Below are 22105 nucleotides of genomic sequence, written 5' to 3' on the forward strand. Positions count from 1 at the left end.
CCCGCAGTCCGCGGGACGCCGCTCGGCCGGGCACCGACGGCGCGGTCGCACCGGCTCGACGGACGAGCCCGGACCGCACGCGATCGGATGAGGAGAGGCAGATGAGCGTCGGTACGCACGAGAGGCGCCCGACAGGCGGGGGACAGGTACGTCCCCGGCTGCTCAGAGGAAGAAAATCCGCATGGGGAGAAGCTAGACCGGCCGCGGCCCCCGTCGCCACCGATTTACGGTGGGCCCCGTGAGCAGCGCAGAGCGCACCGATATCGCGGTCGTCGGCGGCGGCATCGCCGGCGTCTCGATCGCCTACGAGCTGGCCGCGACCCGGCGCGTCACCCTGCTCGAGGCCGAGCCCGACCTACCGCTGCACTCGACCGCCCGGTCCGCCGCGACCTACGTGCCCGGCCACGGATCCGGCCCGTTCCGCGCGCTGATCAGCGCCAGCGGCCCCCGGTTCGCCGCTCTCGCCGACGAGCTCGGCACGCCGCCCCTGCTCACCCCGCGTGGGGTGCTGTGGGTCGCCGTCGACGACGAGGGTGAGGCCGCGATGGCAGCCATGCTCGCCGAGCAGGCCGGCGAGCCGGGTGCACCGGTTCCGCTGACCGTCGCCGGGGCGCTCGAGGTGTGCCCGGTCCTGCACGCGCCCCGCGCGGCCGCGTTCACCGCCGCCGCGTCCGACGTCGACGCGATCGCCCTGCACGCCGGCTACCTGCGCGGGCTGCGCCGCCGCGGCGCCACGGTGCTGCGCGACGCCCGGGTCGAGACGATCACCCGCGACGGGGCGGGCTGGCGGATCCGGGCGGGGACGCACCGGCTCACCGCCGCCGAGGTCGTCGACGCGGCCGGGGCCTGGACCGACGTCGTCGCCGCACGGGCCGGGGTGCCCGGGATCGGGCTGGTCCCGCACCGGCGCACGATCGCGGCCTGCCCGGTGCCCTCGCTCCCGACCGGCCTGCCGATGGTGATCGACACCGCGGACCGGTTTTACTTCAAGGCCGAGGCGGACGCGGTGCTCGTGTCCCCGGCCGACGAGACGCCCACCGAGCCCGGCGACGCCCGCCCGGACGAGCTCGACGTCGCCCTGGCCCTGGACCGGGTGCGCGCGGCGACCACGCTGCCGCTGCACTCGGTGCGCACCGCGTGGGCCGGGCTTCGCTCGTTCGTGCCCGACCGGGCGCCGGTCGTCGGGGCCCGCCCGGAGCACCCCGGCTTCCATTTCTTCGCCGGTCAGGGCGGGTCCGGGATCGAGTCGGCTCCGGCGCTGGCCGCGCTCGGGGCCGCCGTCGTCACCGGAGCCGCGGTACCGGCGGACATCGCCGTCGACCCGGATGTGGTGGCCGTCACGCGTCCGGGGGTGTAAGCGCTCGCTTACACCGGTGGCACCATGGGGGCATGGCGCTGACCACCACCGGCACCGAGCAGCACGAGCTGTTCGACGGAGCCTTCTGGACCGACCCGTACCCGGCCTACGCGGAGCTCCGCGAGCAGGAGCCGGTGCGCCGGCTCGACCTGCCGGACGGCCCGATGTGGCTGATCAGCCGGCACGACGACGTCCGGGAGGCGTTCGTCGACCCGCGGCTGAGCAAGGACTGGCGCTTCACGCTGCCCGAAGAGCAGCGCGCGGAGATGCCCGCGGCACCGACGCCGATGATGATCCTGATGGACCCGCCGGACCATACCCGGCTGCGCAAGCTCGTCAGCCGCTCGTTCACGGTGCGGCGGATGGCCGAACTCCGCCCGCGCGTGCAGGAGATCGCCGACGAGCTGCTGGCCGGGCTGCCCGAGGACGGCACCGTCGACCTGATGCGGGCCTACGCCTTCCAGCTGCCGGTCCTGGTGATCTGCGAGCTGCTCGGCGTCCCGCCGGAGGACCGCGACGAGTTCGGGGCCTGGTCCTCGGTGCTCGTCGACGACTCCCCGGACGCGGCGAAGATGGAGTCGATGGGAAAGCTGTCCGGCTACCTCGCCGAGCTCGTCGAGCGCAAGCGCACCGAGCCCGACGACGCGCTGCTGTCCTCGCTCGCCCAGGTCTCCGAGGACGACGGCGACCGTCTGTCCTCCGAGGAGCTCGTCGCGATGGCGACGCTGCTGCTCATCGCCGGGCACGAGACGACCGTCAACCTGATCGGCAACGGGGTCCTGGCCCTGCTCACCCACCCCGAGCAGCTCGCCCGGCTGCAGAGCGACCCGGAGCTGATCGACTCTGCGGTGGAGGAGTTCCTGCGCTGGGACTCCCCGGTCGCCAACGCGCCGATCCGGTTCGCGGCCGAGGACGTCACCTACTCCGGGGTGACCATCCCGGCCGGTTCGATGGTGATGCTCGGCCTCGCCGCGGCGAACCGGGACGAGGGCTGGGCCCCCGACGCGGCCGCGCTCGACATCGCCCGCGAGGCCCCGACCGGCGGCGTGTTCTTCGGGCACGGCCTGCATTTCTGCCTGGGCGCGCAGCTGGCCCGCAACGAGGGCCGGGTGGCGATCGGCTCGCTGATCGCCGACCGCCCGGACCTGGCCCTGGCCGTGGACGCCACCGAGCTGACGCACCGCCGCAGCACCCTGGTCCGCGGCCTGACCAGCATGCCGGTCACCCCAGGCCGCCGAGCCTGACGACCACCGCCCCACCTCCGCGTTGTGGAGCCTTGACGCGCCCCGTCGAGGTCGGAGGGCGCGTCGTGGCTCCACGACGCGGTCTCCCGCGGCGGCCGGGGTTCGGGGAGGAACACGGCCGGGACCGATGACGCCAGGCAGCAGCCGACACTGACCCAGCCGACCAGCGGGTAGCCGCCCAGCTCGTGGAGCGCCCCGGCGGCGAGACCGGCCGGGATCTGGGCGAGCTGGGCGATCGAGTTCAGGGCGCCGTTGACGCGGGGGTAGGCCTCCGCCTCGCCGACGGCGTCGAGACCGTCGTACAGCAGTGCCTCCAAGGCACCCGACGCGAGCGCGGAACCGAGCCCCCACAGCACGAACCCGGCGGTGAACCCGGCGACGGTCGGCAGCACCGTCCAGACCGCGAACCCGGCGCCGATCACGAACCCGCTGGCCACCACCGACCCGCGCCGCGACCACCGGTCGGCCAGCGCACCCGAGGGCACCTCGGCCACGATCCCGACCGAGGACCAGACCGCGAACAACGCCGAGATCTGCGCGACCGAGAGGCCGGAGTCGGCGAACAGCAACGCGTAGAGCCAGAAGATCGGCACCGCGTGGTGCAGGGCCTGCCAGACGAGTGCGAGTCGCACCATCCGACGGGCCGGGGGCGGGAGGCTACGTCAACCGGGCATGCCGGAACCCTAGGCCCGAGCCACCCCACAGGCACCCCGATTACCACCGCACCCACCCCGTGTCCGCCCACGAGTGTGGCGTTCGTAGCGCTCCACGCGACGGATGCCACGTTCGTCCGCCGACACGTGGCCGGAGGTGCGTCAGGCGGCGGTGTTGAGCCAGGGTTCCCAGGCGGGCAGCGGTTCCACGGCCAGGACCAGAACTCCCCCGGCGGAACGGCTGGGCGGGCCGGGAACCGTCTTCAGGCTCCAGCCGATCTCCTCGACGAAACGGTCGGCCTTGCGGGAGTTGCAGGTGCGGCAGGCCGCGACGCAGTTCTCCCAGGAGTGTTTGCCGCCCCGGCTGCGCGGGACGACGTGGTCGATCGTGTCCGCCCGGCGGCCGCAGTAGGCGCACCGGCGTCCGTCACGGCGCAGCACCCCGGCCCGGGTCATCGGCACGGCACGGCGGTAGGGCACCCGCACGTAGCGGGACAGCCGCATCACCGACGGCGCGGGGAGCGAGAGGTTCTCCGAGCGGAACGAGGTGCCCTCCAGGGCGACCTGCACGCACTCGGCCTTTCCGCTGAGCAGCAACACGATCGCCCGCTTGGCCGTGACGACGGCCAGCGGCTCGAAACTCGCGTTGAGCAGCAGCACCCTGGACCCCGTGGGCACAGCGCCCGGGTTCGGCGCGGGACCCGGTCCCGCCTCGGACTCGAGGTCGGCACCGATGGGGACCAGTTGTCGGAACGGCACGCGACCACCTCCGGGGAACCACACGCGGGTGCGTGTAGTCGACCATACGGGGATCGGGTTACGTAAGTGTGATATCGCGGCCGACGGCAGGTGGCCCGGTCTCAGACGAGGACGACGGCGAGCAGCGACCCGGACTCCGGCAGCGCCGAGACGATGCCGGCCAGCTCGTCGGTCCGGGTGCGGCGGCGGTCGGCCACGGCGAGCACCGCCGCCGGCTCGTCCGGCCGCCCGGCTCCGGCGAGGACGGCGACCGGGGCGAGCTCGTCGCGCAGCGACCGCACGCGGTCCTGCAGGCCGGGGCCCGCGGCGACGACGCGCAGCGGCCGCCCCGCGTCGCGGGCCAGGATCCGGACCCGGCTCGCGAGGACCGGGTCGGCGGCGTCGAGCACCGCGACCGGATCGCGCCCGGCGTCGCCGAGGGCGCGCAGCAGCGCCGCGTGCTCGCGTTCGGCGTCGCGACGGCGCGGCAGCAGCAGCGCCGCCGTGGCCGCCGCCGCGACCAGGCCGGCGAGCAGGGCGAAGGCCGCACCGAGCACCGGCGACGCCGACACCTCCGAGACGCTCGCCCGCCGGTCGATGGCCCGCAGCTCCCCGGCCGGGGCCAGCGGCCGCGCGCGCACCACCTGGTCGGTGACGGCCTCGGTGAGCCGCCCGGCCAGCTCCGGATCGCCGGACCGGACGCTGATCCGCGCCACGCCGGAGCCCGGCAGCAGCTCCACCGAGACGTCCGGTCGCAGGTCCTCGCCGGACGGGGCCCCCGGCACCTGCGCGGCCGCGGCGGCCAGCAGCGTGGGCCCGGTGGCCAGCTCGGGCAGCGACGGCAACGCCAGCGAGACGACCTCGCCGTAGTTGGTCGAGCCGGCCGCGCCCGCCGACAGCGCGACCGAGGTGACGACGCTCGCCGGGCGCGCGACGACCCCGACGGTGCCCTGGTAGCGGCCCGGCTGCGCGAGCACACCGGCGAACACGGCGACCGCGACCAGCGCCCCGGCCAGCACCGCCGCGGTCGCGACCCACACCCGTCCGGGACGTCCGGGAGGGCCGGCGTGCCGGGCGCCGCGCAGGACGTCGTCGTAACGGCCCAGCATCGCGTCCGGGTCGTGGTCGCGGGCGATCACGGCGTGCCCGGCGCGGACCAGGGACGCGGCCGTGTCCGGTTCGTCGAGCACCCGGGCCAGTGCGGCGGCGACGGCGTCCGGGTCGCCGGGCGCGACCAGCAGCCCTGCCCCGTCGCCGAGCACCTCGCGCACGCCGTCGACGTCGGTGGCGACCATCGGGCGCCCGGCCGCCAGCGACTCCAGGACGACCATCGGCAGCCCCTCCCAGTCGCTGGTCAGGACGGTGACGTCGGCGGCGCGCAGCAGCTCGTCGACGTCGGAGCGGTTGCCCAGGAAGCGGACCCGGTCCCCCTGCGGTGCGGCCGCGGTCTCCAGCCCGGCGCGCAGCGGACCGTCCCCGGCGAGCAGTAGCAGGGCGTCGCCGGGCAGCCGCCACCAGGCGTCGAGCAGCACGTCGTGGCGCTTCTGGGCCACCATCCGGGCCGGGCAGAGCACGATCCGGCGGTCGGGCGGCAGACCGAGCCGCTCCCGTGCGGCTGCACGGTCGGGGCCGTGGTCACCGGGGGCGGGCGCGGTGACGGCGTTGCGCACGACCGTCAGACGGGTGCCGGTGAGTCCGGCGCCGCGCAGCCGGTCGGCGAGCGCGCCGGACACCGCGACCACGACGTCGGAGGTGCGCGAGAGCAGCCGGGCGGCGCCGCGGTGGTCCGGTGCCCCGACGCCGTGGAACACCGTCACCAGCGCCGGACGGCGGCGCAGCGTGTGCAGCGCGACCCAGAGCACGAGGCTGACGAGCACGTTGTGCGCGACGACGACGTCCGGGGCGAACGCCCGCGCCGCGCGGCGGGCGCGCAGGGCGCTGCGCAGCAACGCCACCGGCGAACGGCGGGCCAGCGGCATCGCGTACGTCGCGACGCCCTCGACGGCCAGCTCGTCGGCCCGCCGGCCGCCGGAGCTCAGGACCGCCGACGTCCAGCCGTGCGACGTGCCGCCGCGGGCGAGGTCGGCGACCATCCGCTCGGCACCGCCGTCACCCATCTCGTTGATCGCGTGCAGCACCCGCATCCCCGAGCCCGTCATCGCCCTGCCCGTCATCGCACCGGTTCCGTCCCGTTCCGGAGGCCGAGCGCGCACGCGGCGGCGATCATCGACCAGAGGGGCATGTAGTACTGCTCGGACAGGAACGCCGAGGCGACCAGGATCGCGACCAGCGAGCACTGCACGGCCAGCGGCAGGAGGCGGTCCGGTCCGGCGCGCGCGGAACGGATCGCCCTCTCCGACGACCACAGGGCCACCACGATCACGCCGAGGAACCCGGCCAGTCCGAGCAGCCCGAGCTCCGCGGCGACCTCGACGTACATGTTGTGCGCGACCGGTGTCTGCTCGGCCAGCTCCGCGTTGTGCGAGACGCCGAGGTAGTTGCTGCGGAACCCGCCGGGCCCGACGCCGAGCAGCGGGTGCTCGGGCAGCATCTGCGCGGCGACCTGCCAGCGCAGCGCGCGGGTGTCCACGTTCGAGCCCGCCACCTGGTCCTTCTGCGACAGGGCCTGCCCGACCAGCGAGCTGAACGCCAGCGCCAGCACCACCCCGCCGACCGCGACGACGGCGCCGACCGCCACCAGCACCCGCGGCGCGATCCCGCGGCGCAGGCCCAGCCACGCCAGCGCGACGCCGAGCGCGATCAGCCCGCCGCGCGAGACCGTCACCGCCGCGCCGAGCACCAGGATCAGCACCAGCACGCCGATCAGCGCCGCACCGGGGCGCGGGATCGTCCGGCGTGGCGCGCCGTCCGGGCGGTCCCGGCGCCGGCGCGGGACGAACAGCGCGACCAGCAGCGGGACGGCCGAGACCAGCACGTAGGCCAGGTCGTTCGGGTCCTCCAGCGGGCCCGTCGCGCGCGGCGAGTCGTCGATCAGGAAGCTCCACAGCGCGCCGCCGCCGGCCACCGCGGCGCCGAGCACCGACGCCCACACCAGCACCCGCACAGGGACCTCGCGCGAGGCCAGGTCGAGCAGTACCAGTGCGGTGAGCAGGAACGACACCCAGCGCTGGGCGTAGTCCATGGTGAACGTGTCGCCGTTGTGGATCGCGGCCGAGGCCAGCACGGCGACGGCGAGCACGGCCAGCGCGAGGTGCACGGGGTGGAACGCAGGCAGCCGGCGCTGCCGGACCCGCGCGGCGAACCAGGCGAGGATCAGGAGCCCGGCCGGCACCTTGGTGACCGTCGTGTTGATCTCGAGCAGGTAGCCCTCGAACGACGACAGCGCGACGGTCAGGAACGCCAGCACCTGCAGCGCCCGCGCCTCGACGCCGCCGGTGCGGACCTCGCGGACCAGCGCCGTGGGGCGGGTGAGGACGGTCGTCACGCGGCCCGCCGCACGCGCGCGTCCGCGTCGGTCAGCCGCGCGTAGAGGTCCAGGTGGGCGCGCGCGGCGGTGGCGGCGGAGTAGCGGTCGGCGGCGCGCTCGGCCAGCGCGCGGCCGGTCGCCGCGGGGTCGGGGTCCTCGAACAGCCGCCGCAGGGCCGCGGCCAGGGAGTCGACGTCACCGGGCACGGCGAGCAGGCGGGGGTCGCCCAGCATGGTGGCGACGTCCCCGGTGTCGGTGGCCACCACCGGCTTGCCCGCGGCCATCGCCTCGATCACGACCAGCGGCTGCTGCTCCATTCTCGACGGCACGACGACGGCGTCCGCGGCCCGCATCAGGGCCGGCACGTCGCTGCGGAAGCCGAGCATCGCGACCCGGCCCCCGAACCCCGCGGCGAGCTCCTCGATCGCGGCGCGCTCCGGGCCGTCGCCGGCGATCGTCAGGTGCGCGTCGGCGGGCATCGTGCCGGGGCGGGCGAGCGCGGCGAGCAGGTCGGCGATGCCCTTGCGGGCGAGCAGCAGGCCGACCACCAGGAGGTGGCGGACCGGGTGCTCCGGCGGCGCGGACGGTCCCAGCTCCAGGCCGTTGTCGACGTGGACGAGCCGGCGCGCGGGCAGCCGCAGCCGGTCGTGCAGGAAGCGCCGCATCGGCTCGGACGGGACGACGGTGCGGTCCAGCAGCCGCCCCACGACGGCGTCGGCGGCCAGCGTGGCGCGCGTGTAGCCGGACGGGCGCGCCGCGCCGGGCAGCCCGCGGAACCACGGCTCGGTGACGTCCTCGGGCACGCCGTGATAGGTCTGCACCAGCTGTGGGCGACGCCGCGCGGTCCGCATCCCGGCCAGCACGAGCCCGGCCCGGCGGTCCTGGGCGTGCACCACGTCCGGTTCCCACTCGCGCAGCTGCGCGGCCAGCGCGCGGGCCGCGGCGACGTCGAGCTTGGTGTCGACGCCGGTCTCGGTCCAGTGCGCGGCCAGCGCCCCGGCGCCACGGGCGGGCGGCGGGCCGAACACGCGGACGTCGGCGGCGCCGGAGCCGACGAGCTCCGCGGCCAGCGCCAGGCAGACGTCGACCGGGCCGCCACGGTCCTGGGTGAGGGTGAACGCGATCCGCGTCCCGGTCGTGCTCATTGCGCGCCGCGGTACTGGCCCGGCATCTGCGCCGGGGACAGCGGCGTCTCGGCGCGCCTGCCGAGGAAGTACACCCCGCACGCGCCGTCCACCTGCACGTTCTGCGGGACGACCCGGTCCAGGAACCGCAGCCAGAACAGCGCCAGCCGGGTCGCCCGGCCGACCGCGCGGGACCGGGACAGGCCCGCGGCGACGGCGCCGAGCGTCCAGATCAGCTGCACGCCGGGCCCGCCGACGACCCCGGAGTCGATCCGGGAGAACGCGCGGAACAGCCAGCGGTGCCCGGACTCGGTGAACCGGGTGAAGTCGTAGGGGCCCTCGTGGACCTGCTGCAGGAACGGGGTCTCGGCGTAGACCAGCCCGTCCGGTGCCAGGACCCGGTGGATCTCGGCCACCACCCGCGCGGGGTCGAGGACGTGCTCGAGGACGGCCTGGACGACGACGGCGTCCACCGAGCCGTCGGAGAACGGGATCCGGTGGGCGTCGGCGACGAACTGCACGTTCGGGCCCGCGTAGATGTCGAAGGCCAGCACCTCGACGCGCGGGTCGGAGTAGAGCCGGTCCGCGCCGTTGCCGATCTCGCCGCCGCCGACGACCAGCACCGTGGCCCGGTCGCGCTCCCCATCCAGGTTGCCGACCAGGGTGTCGACGAGGACGTCGACGTTGCGGCGGGTCCGCCCGTCGGGGTTGGTGACCCTGCGCAGGGTGCGGCGCAGCGTCGCCGTCACGCCGCTGCCGCGCTCGATCTCGCTGGCGCCGCCCCCGGCGAGCAGCCGCGCGCGGTCCAGGATGCTGTCGTCGTAGTCGACGTAGACCGGCCAGCGGCCGACGTGCTCGGGTTCGGCGGGCCAGGACACGAAGTCGGCCAGCCTCTCCGGCGGTGCCAGCATCAGGCGGTCACCCCCCGGACACGGTGCGGCGCGGAACCCACCATCGCCTCCCCGGACGTGATCACGACGCTCAACGTGGCCTCGCCGATCGGCCGCACGCCGTTACGCAGTACGGACGGTAGTGCGACGCTGGTCACCGTAACGTCGTGACCGGATCGCCGATTCCAGTGTGGAGCGGCGACGCGCCGCCCCCACGACGGCGTAGGAGGCACCCACCGATGTCCGAGCCCTCCACGCCCCGGTTCAGCTTCCTGTCCACGGCCTACCGCACCGAGGACCGCGTCGCCGGGATGATCGAGTCGGTACTCGCACAGACCGACCCGGACTGGGAGCTCGTCGTCGTCGACAACGGCCTGTCCGACGAGATGGCCCGCATCGTCGGCGGCTACACCCACGACCCCCGGATCCGCCTGGTCCGCCAGCCCAACCGGGGCGCGGCCGGCGGGATCAACGCCGCGTCGGCGGCCGCGCGGGGCCGCTACGTCAGCCTGCTCAACAGCGACGACCACGTCGAACCCGGGTTCTGCGCGCGGCTCGGCGCCGTCCTCGACGCGCGGCCCGAGGTCGACGCCGTGTGCCCCGACGCCTGGTTCTTCTCCGCCACCACCGGGGAGCAGCTGCCGAAGTCGTACCTGGAGAACTGGGGCGCGCCGCGGCCGGACGAGAACCACCTGCTCACGCTCGCGGAGCTGGTCGAGGGGCTCTGCCCGTACTACACCGGCGCGGTTCGCCGGGAGGTGTGGGAGTCGCACGGGGAGCTCGACGCGGACACCGTCGCCGTCGCCGACCTGGAGATCTTCCTGCGGATCGTCGGCGCCGGGCGCGGGCTCGTCATGGTGCCGGACAAGCTGGGCCGGTACTGCCAGGCGCCGGAGTCGATGTCGCGGGGCGGGCGGTCGGTGCTGGCGCTGGAGGCGCAGCGCGAGGTCGTGGTGACCCGGCACGCGCAGGCGTCCGGGCGACCGGAGGACCTGGCCGCGCTGGAGCGGGAGCTGCGCCGCAGCCGGCACCGACGCGGCGTCGTCGGGGCGCGGGTGGCGCTGTTCGACGGCGACGTGGCCGGCGCGCGCCGGGCCTGCGACGACGCCCTGCGCGAGCGCTGGGACCTGCGCACCGCGGCCATCCGGGCCGGTCTCGCGCTGGCCCCGGGCCTGGTCCGGCGGGCCTACTCGGCCACCCACGTCGAGCCGGTCGCGCTCCCGCCGGGGAGCACGGCGGCCGGCGAGTCGGCCGTGCGCCCGGCCGCCTGAGGACCGGGCGCCGGGTGACCGGACGACGGATGACCGGACGCCGGGAGACCGGCCGGCGTCAGACCGGGCGGGTGAGCACGTCCACCCGGAACCCGGCGTCGTACGGGCCGACGTCGGGATGCACGTGCCCGGTCAGGTGGTCGAGCCAGCCTGGTCGCCCCCACCCTGGCGACCGAGCTGCGCGGCTCCCTGCACAGGTTCGCCACGGCCCGCAGCCAGGTCCCCACCCGGCTCGACTTCGCATGGGTCTCGGTGTCCTCGCACGGGTTATAACGCATGCGAGGACACCGGAACGTGTGCGAGGTGAGCGGTCAGTCCGGGTGGCGCCGACCGAGGTGTCCGCCCTGCCGTCGAACGTCACGTTCCGGTTGCTCCGCCCGCCACGACGTGACACTCGGGGAGCGCTCGCCCGCAGTGGCGGCCAGACCGCCGTCGGGCGTCACGAATCGGTCGTCACCACCACCACGACGTGACGCTCGAGGAGCATCGCAGGGGCGCGGACGGGCCGGGACGTGTGCGAGGAGACGCGTCGCTCAGCGGACGATCGTGTCGAGGGCGCGCAGGACGTCGGCGACGAGGTCGGCGGTGTCCTCGCACCCGGCCGAGAGGCGGACGAGGCCCTCGGGCACCGCGTCGCCCCACCGGGCGCGGCGGTCGGCGCAGGTGCGCAGGCTGCCGAAGCTGGTCGTCGAGTCGACGAGCTCGCAGGCGTCGAGGAACTCGCCCACGGCGTGCACCGACGGCAGTGTGAACCGCAGGATCCCGTTCCACCGCCGCATCTGGGCGCGGGCCTGCCGGTGCGCGGGGTCGTCGGTCAGGCCGGGCCAGCGGACGTCGCGCACGGCGGGGTGCTCGCGCAGCGCGACTGCCAGCGCGCGGGCGTTCTCGGCCTGCCGGGCCAGCCGCAGGTCCAGCGTGCCCAGGCCGCGCAGGGCCAGCCAGGTCTCCATCGGTCCGGGCACCGCACCGCCGCGGGTGCGGGCCGCGCGCAGGCGCTCGGCGTGCACCGGGTCGGCCGCGCTGACGTGCCCGAGCAGCACGTCGCCGTGCCCGGCCAGTGCCTTCGTGTCGCTGGCCACGACGAGGTCCGCGCCGAGCTCGAGCGGGCGCTGCCCCAGCGGGGTCGCGGTCGTGTTGTCCACCGCGAGCAGCGCACCGGCCGCGTGCGCCGCCTCGGCTACGGCCCGGATGTCGCAGACCTCCAGGCCCGGGTTGGACGGTGTCTCCAGCAGCACCAGCCCCGGTGCGGGGCCCTCCCGCAGCGCGGCGGCCCAGTCGCCGGCCGTCGCGCAGGTGCGGACCGGGACGCCCAGCGGGGCGAGGTCCTCGTCGGCGAGCAGCCGGGCCACGTAGTAGCCGTCGCTGGGCAGCAGCACCCCGCGCTCGGCGTCGGTGAACGAGCGCATCACCGCCGCGATCGCGGCCATCCCGGAGGCGAAGACCGTGCACGGGCCGCCGTCGAGGTCCCCGATCGCGGACTCCAGCTCCCGCCAGGTGGGGTTGTCGGCGCGGCCGTAGAAGTCGGCGCCGGAGTCCGCGTCGTGCGGGAGCCCGAGGTGGAACGTGGCCGAGAGCACCGGTCCGGCGTGCACTGGGGACCCCACGGGCTGCGGCCCGGGTGTCGAGCCGCCACGTACACACCGGGTCCCGTCGTCCATGGCCGGCACGCTACCGGCGTCTCACTCCGGTTTCGGTGCCCGGCTGATCAGGTCCTTGGCCAGCGCCGAGGTCGACATGCCCTCGTGGCACACCCGCCGCACCGCGTCCACGATCGGCAGCTCCACCCCGTGCCGGGTGGCCAGCTCGCAGATCGACACGCACGACTTGACGCCCTCGGCGACCTGCCCGTTGTTCGCCTTCTCCGCCTCGGTCAGGTTCGCGCCCTGTCCCAGGTGCTCGCCGAACGTCCGGTTGCGCGACAGCGGCGACGAGCACGTCGCCACCAGGTCCCCGAGCCCGGCCAGGCCGGCCAGCGTCAGCGGGCTGGCGCCCAGCGCCACCCCGAGCCGCGACATCTCGGCCAGGCCGCGGGTGATCAGTGAGGCCCGGCTGTTGTCGCCCAGGCCCATCCCGGCCGCGATCCCGACGGCCAGCGCGATCACGTTCTTGCCCGCGCCGCCCAGCTCGGCACCGATCACGTCGGTGTTGGTGTAGGAGCGGAAGTACCCGGTCGCCAACGCGGTCTGCAGTGCCACCGCGCGACCGTGGTCGGCGCACGCGATGACGGTGGCGGTCGGCTCCTCGTGCGCGATCTCGGCGGCCAGGTTCGGGCCGGAGACGACGGCGACGTGGTCGTCGGGCACGCGCGCGACCTCGGCGATCACCTGGCTCATCCGCTTGAGCGAGCCCAGCTCGACGCCCTTGGCCAGGCTGACCAGCGTGACCCCCTCGGGCAGCAGGTCGCGCCACACCTCCAGGTTCTCCCGCAGCGACTGCGACGGCACCGCGAACACGACGGCGTCGGCGCCGGAGAGCGCGGCGCGCGGGTCCGAGGTGGCCACCAGCCCGTAGGGCAGCTCGACGTCGGGGAGGTAGTCCGGGTTGCGGTGCCGGGCGGTGATCTCCCGAGCCACCTCCTCGCGGCGCGCCCACAGGGTGACCGCACGCCCGGCGTCGGCCAGGACCTTGGCGAACGCGGTCCCCCAGGACCCGGCGCCCAGCACCGCGATCCGCTGCAGGTCGTGCACCGGCTCGTTGACCGGTCGCGGGGCGGGCGCCACCGGGGCGCCCGCCCCGCTGACGGTGTCGACCGTGTCGTCGCCCACGGGGTCGTCGCCCACGGGGTCGTCGCCGGAGGGCCCGCTCACGGGGCCGCCGCCGGTCCGCCGCGGCCCGGATCTGTGCCGTCCGGTGTCCGTTTCACCTGGTAGAAGCCTTCCGGCGCCGTCTCCCCGCGCACCTCGGCCAGCAGCTCCCGCACCCGCGTCATGATCAGGTCTGTGACCTCGCGGAGCAAGGGCGCGTCGATCGGGCGCCCGCGGTAGGCCGACAGGTCGACCGGGTCACCGCCGTGCACCGTGACCGTCGTGCGCGGTAACGGGCGGAACTTCTTGTTGTAGCCGTCGAGGATCTCCCGGGTTCCCCAGTGCACCACCGGGATCACCGGGACGTCCGAGGTCAGTGCCAGGCGCGCGACGCCGGTGCGCGACTGCATCGGCCAGCCGTCCGGGTCCCGGGTGATCGTGCCCTCCGGGTAGATGATCACCGTCTTGCCGTCGGCGAGGGCCTGGGTGCCCGCGGCGAGGCTCTGCTGGGCGTCGGCGGTGTTGCGGTAGACCGGGATCTGCTGGCAGCCGCGTAGCACCGTCCCGAACAGCGGCACCGACCACAGGCTGTGCTTGGCCATGAACCGTGGGGCCCGGCCCGCGGTGTGCAGCCACAACGCGGTGTGGATCGGGTCCAGGTGGGAGATGTGGTTGCCGACGATCAGTGCGCCGCCGTTCTCGGGCAGGTGCTCGCGGCCCACGTAGCGTGGCCGGCCGGTCAGGTAGCCGACCGGGTAGAACACGGTCGCGGCCAGACCGATCCAGAATCCACTCTTCTCGCGGGCCACCGGCAGCCTCCTCACGGCCCGTGCAGCGCGGACCCTCGTACGTGTCGGATATGCGAGTCTTCCGGGCGAGCAGGGCCACGGTCCAGCCGGGCCGCCCCGATGAGTGCGACGATGGTGACGTGCGCAGGAGATTCCGGGTCGATCTCGTGGTACCGGTCAAGCCGCTGCCGGTGGCCAAGACCCGGTTGCGCGGCGCCGCCGACGGCGGTGTCGGCGCGCTCACCGCCCACACCCGGCTGGCACTGGCGCTGGCGATGGACACCGTGGCCGCCGCCCGGGCCGCCCGGCGGGTGGGGTCGATCGTGGTCATCTCCTCGGACCCGGCGGTCGCGATGGAGATGGCCGCGATCCGGTGCGGCACCTGGGGCACCGACGTCGTCGCGGACCCGTCGAAGGGCCTCAACGGGGCGCTGCGGCACGGCGCCCGGCTGCTGCGCGAGCGCGAGCCCGGCGGCGCCGTCGCGGCCTTGCAGGCGGACCTGCCCGCGCTGCGCCCGGACCAGCTCGACGGCGCCCTGGACGCGGCCCTCGAGCTGTTCGGCAGCGGCGCGACCCGGGCGTTCTGCGCCGACGAGCCCGGCCTGGGCACGACGTTGCTGGTCGCGGCTCCGGGCACGGCCCTCGACCCGCACTTCGGTCTCGGCTCGGCCGCGGCGCACGTCGTCTCGGGTGCGGAGCCCCTCGACGGCGACTGGCCCGGCCTGCGCCGCGACGTCGACACCTCCGCCGACCTCGCCCGGGCCGCCGAGCTCGGTGTCGGCCCCCGTACCCGCGCGGTGCTCACCCCGCCGGAGGACGGGCCCGCGAACCTCGCCGAACCAGTGCGGAACGAGCCTCCGCACCGAGAGGAGCGCATGCGGAACGAGCCTCCGCGCTGTCCGAACGTGTGACCGGGATCGGTGGTTCGCCCGCGAGTGTTCACCTGCGACAGGGCGTGGCTGCCTTGGCCGTCGCAGCGGTGGTAGGAAACAATCGAGGGCGTGAACGACGACGCGACAGGTGACCCGGCCACGCCCGGCGCGACCCCGTCGGAGTCCTCGGCGCAGACCGCCGGACGGCCCCGACCGGCCCGGCCCTCCCCCGGTGGGCGCCGCGCACCCCGACCGGCGGCACGGCGGACCCACACCCACCACGCGGCCGCCGGGACGGAGACCGACCCGGCCGCGGCATGGATCCCGGTCCAGCCGGGTGCCGCGACGCCCCCGGCCTCGCTGGGCGCCTCGCCGATCGCACCGCCGGCGGGGGCGACCGCACCGGTGCCGAGCGTGCTGCCGGACAACCGCTACCTCAACCGCGAGCTGTCCTGGCTCGACTTCAACGCACGGGTGCTCGCCCTGGCCGAGGACGCCAGCCAGCCGCTGCTGGAGCGCGTCAAGTTCCTGGCCATCTTCGCCTCGAACCTGGACGAGTTCTACATGGTCCGGGTGGCCGGGCTGAAGCGCCGCGACGACACCGGGCTGTCCGTGCGCAGCGCCGACGGCCTCACCCCGCGCCAGCAGCTGGCCCGGATCGCCGAACGCAGCCGGGCCCTGTCCCGGGCGCACGCCCAGGTGTTCGCCGACGAGGTCAAGCCCGAGCTCGACGCCGCGGGCGTGCACATCCGCCGCTGGGACGACCTCACCGACGCCGAGCGGCTACGGCTGTCGGACTTCTTCTCCGAGCAGGTCTTCCCGGTGCTCACGCCGCTCGCGGTGGACCCGGCGCACCCGTTCCCCTACATCTCCGGGCTGTCGCTGAACCTGGCCGTGACGGTGCGCGACCCGGAGGGCCGTACCGAGCGCTTCGCCCGGGTCAAGGTGCCGAACAACGTGCCGCGGCTGGTCGTCGTCGACCCGGACGGCGCGGACGCCCGCGACGGGCAGCGCCAGGTCACGTTCCTGCCGATCGAGGACCTCATCTCGGCGCACCTCGGCGACCTGTTCACCGGCATGGAGGTGGCCGAGGTGCACCCGTTCCGGGTCACCCGCAACGCCGACCTGGAGGTCGAGGAGGACCGCGACGAGGACCTGCTCCAGGCGCTCGAACGCGAGCTGGCGCGACGCCGGTTCGGGCCGCCGGTGCGGCTCGAGGTCGTCGACACGATGTCCGAGCACGTGCTGGAGCTGCTGCTGCGCGAGCTCGACGTGGACCCGAACGACGTCGTCACCGTTCCCGGGCTGCTGGACCTGACCGGCCTGTGGCAGGTGCACGGGGTGAACCGGCCCGACCTCAAGGACGAGCCGTTCCGCCCGGCGACGCACCCCGCGTTCGCCGAGCGGGAGACCCCGCGCAGCGTGTTCGCCACCCTGCGCGAGGGCGACGTGCTGGTGCACCACCCCTACGACTCGTTCTCCACCAGCGTGCAGCGGTTCATCGAGCAGGCCGCGACCGACCCGAACGTGCTGGCGATCAAGCAGACGCTCTACCGGACCTCCGGCGACTCGCCGATCGTGGACGCGCTGATCGACGCCGCGGAGGCCGGCAAGCAGGTCGTCGCGCTGGTCGAGATCAAGGCGCGGTTCGACGAGCAGGCCAACATCCGCTGGGCGCGCGAGCTGGAGAAGGCCGGCGTGCACGTCGTCTACGGGCTGGTGGGGCTCAAGACGCACTGCAAGACGTCGATGGTGGTGCGCCAGGAGGGCTCGGAGATCCGGCGCTACTGCCACATCGGCACCGGCAACTACAACCCGAAGACGGCCCGGCTCTACGAGGACATGGGCGTGCTGACGGCGGACCCGACGATCGCCGCGGACCTCACCGACCTGTTCAACTCGCTGACCGGCTACTCCCGCCAGACCTCCTACCGCAGCCTGCTGGTCGCCCCGTACGGCGTGCGGCGCGGGATCCTGCGCCGGATCGACGACGAGATCGAGGCGCACCGCGCCGGCGAGCCCGACGCCCGGATCCGGCTCAAGGCGAACTCGCTGGTGGACGAGGCGATCATCGACGCCTGCTACCGGGCCTCGCAGGCCGGAGTACCGGTGGACATCGTGGTCCGCGGGATCTGCGCGCTGCGACCCGGGCAGCCCGGCCTGAGCGAGAACATCACGGTGCGCTCGATCCTCGGCCAGTTCCTGGAGCACTCCCGGCTCCTGCACTTCGGCGCGGCCGACGAGTACTGGATCGGCAGCGCGGACATGATGCACCGCAACCTCGACCGCCGCGTCGAGGTGATGCTCCGGGTGGCCGACCCCGCGCTGGCCGAGCAGCTGGGCGCGGTGTTCGACTCCTGCCTGGACCCGTCGACCCGGTGCTGGACGCTCGGCCCGGGCGGCACCTGGGAGCCCTCGCCGCCGCCGGGCACCGACGCCGGCCGGGTGCGCGACCACCAGGTCGAGCTGATGGCCTCGCGCAAGGGCGTCGGCGACGGCGAATGAGCACCTCCGAGCACGCGCGCAACCCGGTGGACGACGGTGTCGAGGCCGACGTCGTCGCGGCCGGGACCGTCCCCTGGCGTCGGGCCCGTGACGGGAGCGGGGGCATCGAGGTCGCGGTCGTGCACCGCCCGCGCTACGACGACTGGTCGCTGCCCAAGGGACACCAGGAACCGGACGAGGCGGTCACCGCGACGGCGCTGCGCGAGACCGTCGAGGAGGCCGGGCTGGCGACCCGCCTCGGCGGGCGGCTGGGCCACATCGGCTACGACGTGCCCGGCAAGGGCGCGAAGGTCGTGCACTACTGGGCGGCCGAGGTGCTCACCGACCACGGCTTCACACCCAACGAGGAGACCGACCAGCGGCGCTGGGTCACCCGGGCGCAGGCGGGCGCGCTGCTGACCTACCCGCACGACGCCGACCTGGTCGAGCGGCTGGCCTCGGTCGGCGTGCCGACCTCGACCGTGCTGTTCGTCCGGCACGCCAAAGCCGGCAACCGCGCGAACTGGGACGACGACGACGACCTGCGCCCGCTCTCGGGCACCGGCCACGCGCAGGCCGAGCGGCTCGCCGCCTTCCTGCCGCGGTTCGGCGCGGACCGGATGTCGAGCGCACCGCCGCTGCGCTGCCGCCAGACCCTCGAGCCGCTGGCGGCCGCGACCGGGCTGCCGATCGATGCGGACGAGCCGCTGATGGGCGAGCACCGCTACTGGGACGACGCCGGTGCCGGGCTCTCGCGATTCCGCGCGCTCGCCGCCCGGCCCGGGGTCACCGTGCTGGCCAGCCAGGGCGGCGTGATCCCGGACGTGGTGGAGGCGTTGCTGCTCGCCGAGCGCGCCCACGGGCATCACGGCGGCGACCACCGGGCCGGACGCGGCGGGGTGGCGGTGCCACCGGACGGTGTGCCCTCGCACAAGGCGAGCACGTGGGTGCTGGGCTTCGCCGCCGACGGCGAACTGCTGTTCGCCGACTACTACCGGCGCCCGCCGGGCTGAGCGGCCCGCGCCGGCGTCACTTCTCGGTGCGCGAGCGCCGGGCCGGGGCCTTCTTCGTGCTCGTGGGGTCGGCCGTCGTGGCGGCGGCGGCCTTCGACACCGCCCGGCCGGTCGCGGCCTTCTTCGTCGTGCCCGCGCCCGCGGCGGGCTTCTTCGCAGCGGCGGGCTTCTTCGCGGCGGCAGGCTTCTTCGGGGCGGCAGGCTTCTTCGCGGCGGCGGGCTTCCCGGCGGCGTCGGTGCCGTCGGCCGAGGCCCCGGCCGATCCGTTCGCGCGGGTGGACGGGCGCGGCGCGCGACGCGGCGCGCTGGTCGCCCCCGCGGCGGCCGCGGCGCTGCCCTCGATCCGGTCCCGGAACGCCGCGCCCGCACGGAACGACGGCACGACGGTCTCCGGGACCGGCACCGTCTCCCCCGTCCGCGGGTTGCGGGCGACCCGGGCCGCACGGCGGCGGGCCTCGAAGACGCCGAACCCGGTGAGCGTCACCGAGTCACCCGCGCCCACGGTCTCCACGATCACGTCGACGACCCCGTCGACCGCGGCCGCGGCGGTCTTCCGGTCACCGAGTCGGGCGGTCAGCGCGTCGACCAGCTGGGCCTTGTTCATGACCCGGCACGGTAAGGGGTCTCCCAGCGCCACACCAGGTCTCGGAGGGCGATTCCGGCTTCTAACCCCCCAGCGGCACAGGTCCGTTCGGGTGGTCGCCATCACACAGATGACGGTCACCCGCCCGGAGGACGCCGGGGCGGGCCGGTCTCAGCCGGTGGTCGTCGGCATCCGGGACGGGCGGGTGGCCTCGAACGCGTCGATCGCGTCGGCGTGCCGCAGCGTGAGCCCGATGTCGTCGAGCCCCTCCAGCAACCGCCAGCGTGCGTAGTCGTCGATCTCGAACGGCACGGTGATGTCCTTGGCCTGCACCGTCTTCTCCCGCAGGTCGACGGTGACCTCGGTGCCCGGCTCGTTCTCCAGCAGCTTCCACAGCAGCTCGACGTCGGGCTGCGCCACCTCGGCCGCGACCAGCCCGCCCTTCGACGAGTTGCCGCGGAAGATGTCGGCGAACCGCGAGGAGATGACGACCCGGAACCCGTAGTCCATGAGCGCCCAGACGGCGTGCTCGCGCGACGAGCCGGTGCCGAAGTCCGCGCCGGCCACCAGGACCGACCCGCGCGAGAACGGCTCGTTGTTCAGCACGAAGCTCGGGTCGTTCTTCCATGCGGAGAACAGGCCGTCCTCGAACCCCGTGCGCGTGACGCGCTTGAGGTAGACGGCCGGGATGATCTGGTCGGTGTCCACGTTGGAGACACGCAGCGGCACACCGATCCCGGTGTGGGTGGAGACGGGGTCCATCAGTCCAGATCCTCCGGTGAGCTCAGGGTTCCTCGGACGGCGGTCGCGGCGGCGACCAGCGGCGAGACGAGGTGGGTACGCCCACCCTTGCCCTGCCGTCCCTCGAAGTTGCGGTTCGACGTCGACGCGCAGCGCTCGCCGGGGGCTAGCTGGTCCGGGTTCATGCCCAGGCACATCGAGCAGCCGGCCGAGCGCCACTCGGCGCCGGCGCCGGTGAACACCTTGTCCAGTCCCTCGTCCTCGGCCTGGAACCGGACCCGCATCGAGCCGGGCACGACCAGCATCCGGACGCCCTTCGCGACCTGGCGGCCGTCCAGGATCTCCGCGACCGAGCGCAGGTCCTCGATCCGGCCGTTGGTGCAGGAGCCGACGAATACCGCGTCCACCCCGACCTCCCGCAGCGGCGTGCCCGCGGTCAGGCCCATGTAGTCCAGCGACTTGCGGGTGGCGGCGGCCTCGCCCTCGTCCGCGATCGCGGCCGGGTCCGGGACGTTGCCGGCCAGCGGCAGGCCCTGGCCCGGGTTGGTGCCCCAGGTGACGAACGGGGTCAGCGCGTCCCCGTCGATGTCGACGGTCCGGTCGAACGACGCGTCGTCGTCGGTGCGCAGCTCGCGCCAGGCGGTGACGGCGGAGTCCCACTGATCGCCCTGCGGCGCGCGGTCGCGGCCCTTCAGGTAGGCGAACGTGGTCTCGTCCGGGGCGATCATGCCCGCGCGGGCGCCGGCCTCGATCGACATGTTGCAGATCGTCATCCGGGCTTCCATCGACAGGTTGTCGATGACGTTGCCGCGGTACTCCAGTACGTGCCCCTGGCCGCCGCCGGTGCCGATCTGGGCGATGATCGCCAGCACGACGTCCTTGCTGGTGACACCCGGGCGCAGCGTGCCGTCCGAGGAGTTGACGTTGATCGCCATCGTCTTGAACGCCTTGAGCGGCAGCGTCTGGGTGGCCAGCACGTGCTCCACCTCGGAGGTGCCGATGCCGAACGCCATCGCGCCGAACGCGCCGTGCGTGGAGGTGTGCGAGTCGCCGCAGACGACGGTGGTGCCGGGCTGGGTGAGCCCCAGCTGCGGGCCCACGACGTGCACGATGCCCTGCTCGGCGTGGTTCATCGGGTAGAGCTCGACCCCGAACTCCTCGCAGTTGCGCCGCAGCGTGTCCACCTGGGTGCGCGAGACCTCGTCCGCGATCGGGGCGAGGACGTCGAGCGTGGGGACGTTGTGGTCCTCGGTGGCGATCGTGAGGTCCGTGCGGCGCACCGGGCGACCCGCCAGGCGCAGCCCGTCGAACGCCTGCGGGCTGGTCACCTCGTGCACGAGGTGCAGATCGATGTAGAGCAGGTCGGGCTCCTGCCCCTCGCCCTTGCGGACCAGGTGCTGGTCCCAGACCTTCTCGGCCAGCGTGCGTCCGGTGGTACTCACGGCGCCCGCCTCCTTCCTCCGCTCGTGGCCCCGGTGGTGGTGACTTTACTTCCCAGATCGTGGAAAGTTAGTATCGAGGCGTGGAACAGTCTAGCGGAATCGGCGTGCTCGACAAGGCCGTGGGGGTCCTGCGCGCGACGGCCGAGGGGCCGTGCGGACTGGCCGAGCTCTGCGACCGCACCGGACTGCCCCGGGCGACCGCGCACCGCCTGGCCGTCGGGCTGGAGGTACACGGTCTGCTGCACCGCGCCGCCGACGGTCGCTGGCACCCGGGCCCGACCCTCGGCGAGCTCGCCGGCGGTCACCCCGACCCGCTGCTCGAGGCCGCGTCGGCGGTGCTGCCCCGGCTGCGCGACATCACCGGCGAGAGCGTGCAGCTCTACCGCCGCGACGGCACGCACCGGATCTGCATCGCCGTCGCCGAGCCGCCGAGCGGGCTGCGCGACACGGTGCCGGTCGGCACCCGGCTGCCGATGACGGCCGGCTCCGGGGCCAAGGTGCTGGCCGCGTGGGCGGACCCGGCGACCCAGCGCGTCGTCCTCGGCGACGCCACGTTCTCCGACCGGGTCCTGATCGATGTCCGGCGCCGCGGCTGGGCGCAGAGCGTCGCCGAGCGCGAGTCCGGGGTCTCCAGCGTCTCCGCCCCGGTCCGCGACTCCGCCGGACAGGTCGTCGCCGCAGTCTCGGTGTCCGGCCCGGTCGACCGGATCGGCCGCCGCCCCGGAGTCCGCTGG

18 protein-coding genes and 1 pseudogene are annotated in these 22105 nt (G+C 74.7%); 7 read left to right on the top strand and 12 right to left on the bottom strand.

Annotated features, from left to right (window positions below):
* The first annotated feature begins 238 nt into the window (after positions 1-238).
* Both I4I78_RS13675 and I4I78_RS13680 read left to right on the top strand, forming a co-directional pair.
* Entirely contained in the window at positions 239-1357 is a 1119-nt protein-coding gene (locus I4I78_RS13675; RefSeq protein ID WP_218611679.1) for an FAD-binding oxidoreductase, read from the top strand.
* 32 nt (positions 1358-1389) lie between these two features.
* The gene (locus I4I78_RS13680) at positions 1390-2601 is read left to right on the top strand and encodes a cytochrome P450 (RefSeq protein WP_218611680.1); all 1212 of its coding nucleotides are present in this window, start codon (positions 1390-1392) and stop codon (positions 2599-2601) included.
* Positions 2602-2723: 122 nt separating this feature from the next.
* Here I4I78_RS13680 and I4I78_RS13685 read toward each other — a convergent pair.
* The 6 genes and pseudogenes from I4I78_RS13685 to I4I78_RS13710 all read right to left on the bottom strand — a co-directional run.
* A pseudogene (locus I4I78_RS13685) lies at positions 2724-3236 on the bottom strand (MFS transporter); the annotation flags it as partial.
* 180 nt (positions 3237-3416) lie between these two features.
* The gene (locus tag I4I78_RS13690; protein WP_308252092.1) at positions 3417-3914 is read right to left on the bottom strand and encodes an HNH endonuclease; all 498 of its coding nucleotides are present in this window, start codon (positions 3912-3914) and stop codon (positions 3417-3419) included.
* 200 nt (positions 3915-4114) lie between these two features.
* Entirely contained in the window at positions 4115-6166 is a 2052-nt protein-coding gene (locus I4I78_RS13695) for a glycosyltransferase family 4 protein (RefSeq protein WP_226379650.1), read from the bottom strand.
* Positions 6163-7437, bottom strand: a complete 1275-nt coding sequence (locus tag I4I78_RS13700; RefSeq protein ID WP_218611682.1) for an O-antigen ligase — start codon at positions 7435-7437, stop codon at positions 6163-6165. Before I4I78_RS13700 ends, I4I78_RS13695 begins: the two co-directional genes overlap by 4 nt.
* Positions 7434-8564, bottom strand: coding sequence for a glycosyltransferase family 4 protein (locus tag I4I78_RS13705; protein ID WP_218611683.1), 1131 nt, complete (start codon positions 8562-8564; stop codon positions 7434-7436). Before I4I78_RS13705 ends, I4I78_RS13700 begins: the two co-directional genes overlap by 4 nt.
* Positions 8561-9454 (bottom strand): class I SAM-dependent methyltransferase, encoded by an 894-nt coding sequence (locus tag I4I78_RS13710; RefSeq protein WP_218611684.1) that lies wholly within the window; start codon positions 9452-9454, stop codon positions 8561-8563. Before I4I78_RS13710 ends, I4I78_RS13705 begins: the two co-directional genes overlap by 4 nt.
* Positions 9455-9672: 218 nt before the next feature.
* On the opposite strand from I4I78_RS13710, the gene I4I78_RS13715 reads away from it, so the two are divergent.
* Positions 9673-10704, top strand: a complete 1032-nt coding sequence (locus I4I78_RS13715) for a glycosyltransferase family A protein (protein WP_218611685.1) — start codon at positions 9673-9675, stop codon at positions 10702-10704.
* Positions 10705-11237: 533 nt separating this feature from the next.
* Here I4I78_RS13715 and I4I78_RS13720 read toward each other — a convergent pair.
* From I4I78_RS13720 to I4I78_RS13730, 3 genes are all read right to left on the bottom strand, one after another.
* Positions 11238-12362: a cystathionine gamma-lyase gene (locus I4I78_RS13720; protein WP_218611686.1), complete on the bottom strand. Its 1125-nt coding sequence runs from the start codon at positions 12360-12362 to the stop codon at positions 11238-11240.
* Between the two features lie 21 nt (positions 12363-12383).
* The gene (locus I4I78_RS13725) at positions 12384-13382 is read right to left on the bottom strand and encodes an NAD(P)H-dependent glycerol-3-phosphate dehydrogenase (protein WP_218611696.1); all 999 of its coding nucleotides are present in this window, start codon (positions 13380-13382) and stop codon (positions 12384-12386) included.
* Positions 13383-13507: 125 nt separating this feature from the next.
* Complete coding sequence (locus I4I78_RS13730) at positions 13508-14257, bottom strand: 1-acyl-sn-glycerol-3-phosphate acyltransferase (protein WP_218611687.1); 750 nt, start codon at positions 14255-14257, stop codon at positions 13508-13510.
* Positions 14258-14376: 119 nt separating this feature from the next.
* On the opposite strand from I4I78_RS13730, the gene cofC reads away from it, so the two are divergent.
* From cofC to I4I78_RS13745, 3 genes are all read left to right on the top strand, one after another.
* The gene (cofC, locus tag I4I78_RS13735) at positions 14377-15147 is read left to right on the top strand and encodes a 2-phospho-L-lactate guanylyltransferase (protein ID WP_308252091.1); all 771 of its coding nucleotides are present in this window, start codon (positions 14377-14379) and stop codon (positions 15145-15147) included.
* A gap of 90 nt (positions 15148-15237) precedes the next feature.
* Positions 15238-17613 (top strand): RNA degradosome polyphosphate kinase, encoded by a 2376-nt coding sequence (locus I4I78_RS13740; protein ID WP_218611689.1) that lies wholly within the window; start codon positions 15238-15240, stop codon positions 17611-17613.
* Positions 17610-18605: an NUDIX hydrolase gene (locus tag I4I78_RS13745; protein ID WP_218611690.1), complete on the top strand. Its 996-nt coding sequence runs from the start codon at positions 17610-17612 to the stop codon at positions 18603-18605. Before I4I78_RS13740 ends, I4I78_RS13745 begins: the two co-directional genes overlap by 4 nt.
* 16 nt (positions 18606-18621) lie before the next feature.
* On the opposite strand, the gene I4I78_RS33575 is transcribed toward I4I78_RS13745, so the two are convergent.
* From I4I78_RS33575 to leuC, 3 genes are all read right to left on the bottom strand, one after another.
* Positions 18622-19209 (bottom strand): HU family DNA-binding protein, encoded by a 588-nt coding sequence (locus tag I4I78_RS33575; protein ID WP_218611691.1) that lies wholly within the window; start codon positions 19207-19209, stop codon positions 18622-18624.
* Positions 19210-19359: 150 nt separating this feature from the next.
* Positions 19360-19950, bottom strand: coding sequence for a 3-isopropylmalate dehydratase small subunit (leuD, locus tag I4I78_RS13755; RefSeq protein ID WP_218611692.1), 591 nt, complete (start codon positions 19948-19950; stop codon positions 19360-19362).
* Positions 19950-21371, bottom strand: coding sequence for a 3-isopropylmalate dehydratase large subunit (leuC, locus tag I4I78_RS13760; RefSeq protein ID WP_218611693.1), 1422 nt, complete (start codon positions 21369-21371; stop codon positions 19950-19952). The genes leuD and leuC overlap by 1 nt, the downstream gene beginning before the upstream one ends.
* An 80-nt stretch (positions 21372-21451) precedes the next feature.
* On the opposite strand from leuC, the gene I4I78_RS13765 reads away from it, so the two are divergent.
* A partial coding sequence (locus tag I4I78_RS13765; RefSeq protein WP_218611694.1) for an IclR family transcriptional regulator occupies positions 21452-22105 on the top strand: 654 nt, incomplete at its 3' end.

It is taken from the genome of Pseudonocardia sp. KRD291 (assembly GCF_019263595.1).
In the GTDB taxonomy this organism is placed as follows: Bacteria; Actinomycetota; Actinomycetes; order Mycobacteriales; family Pseudonocardiaceae; genus Pseudonocardia.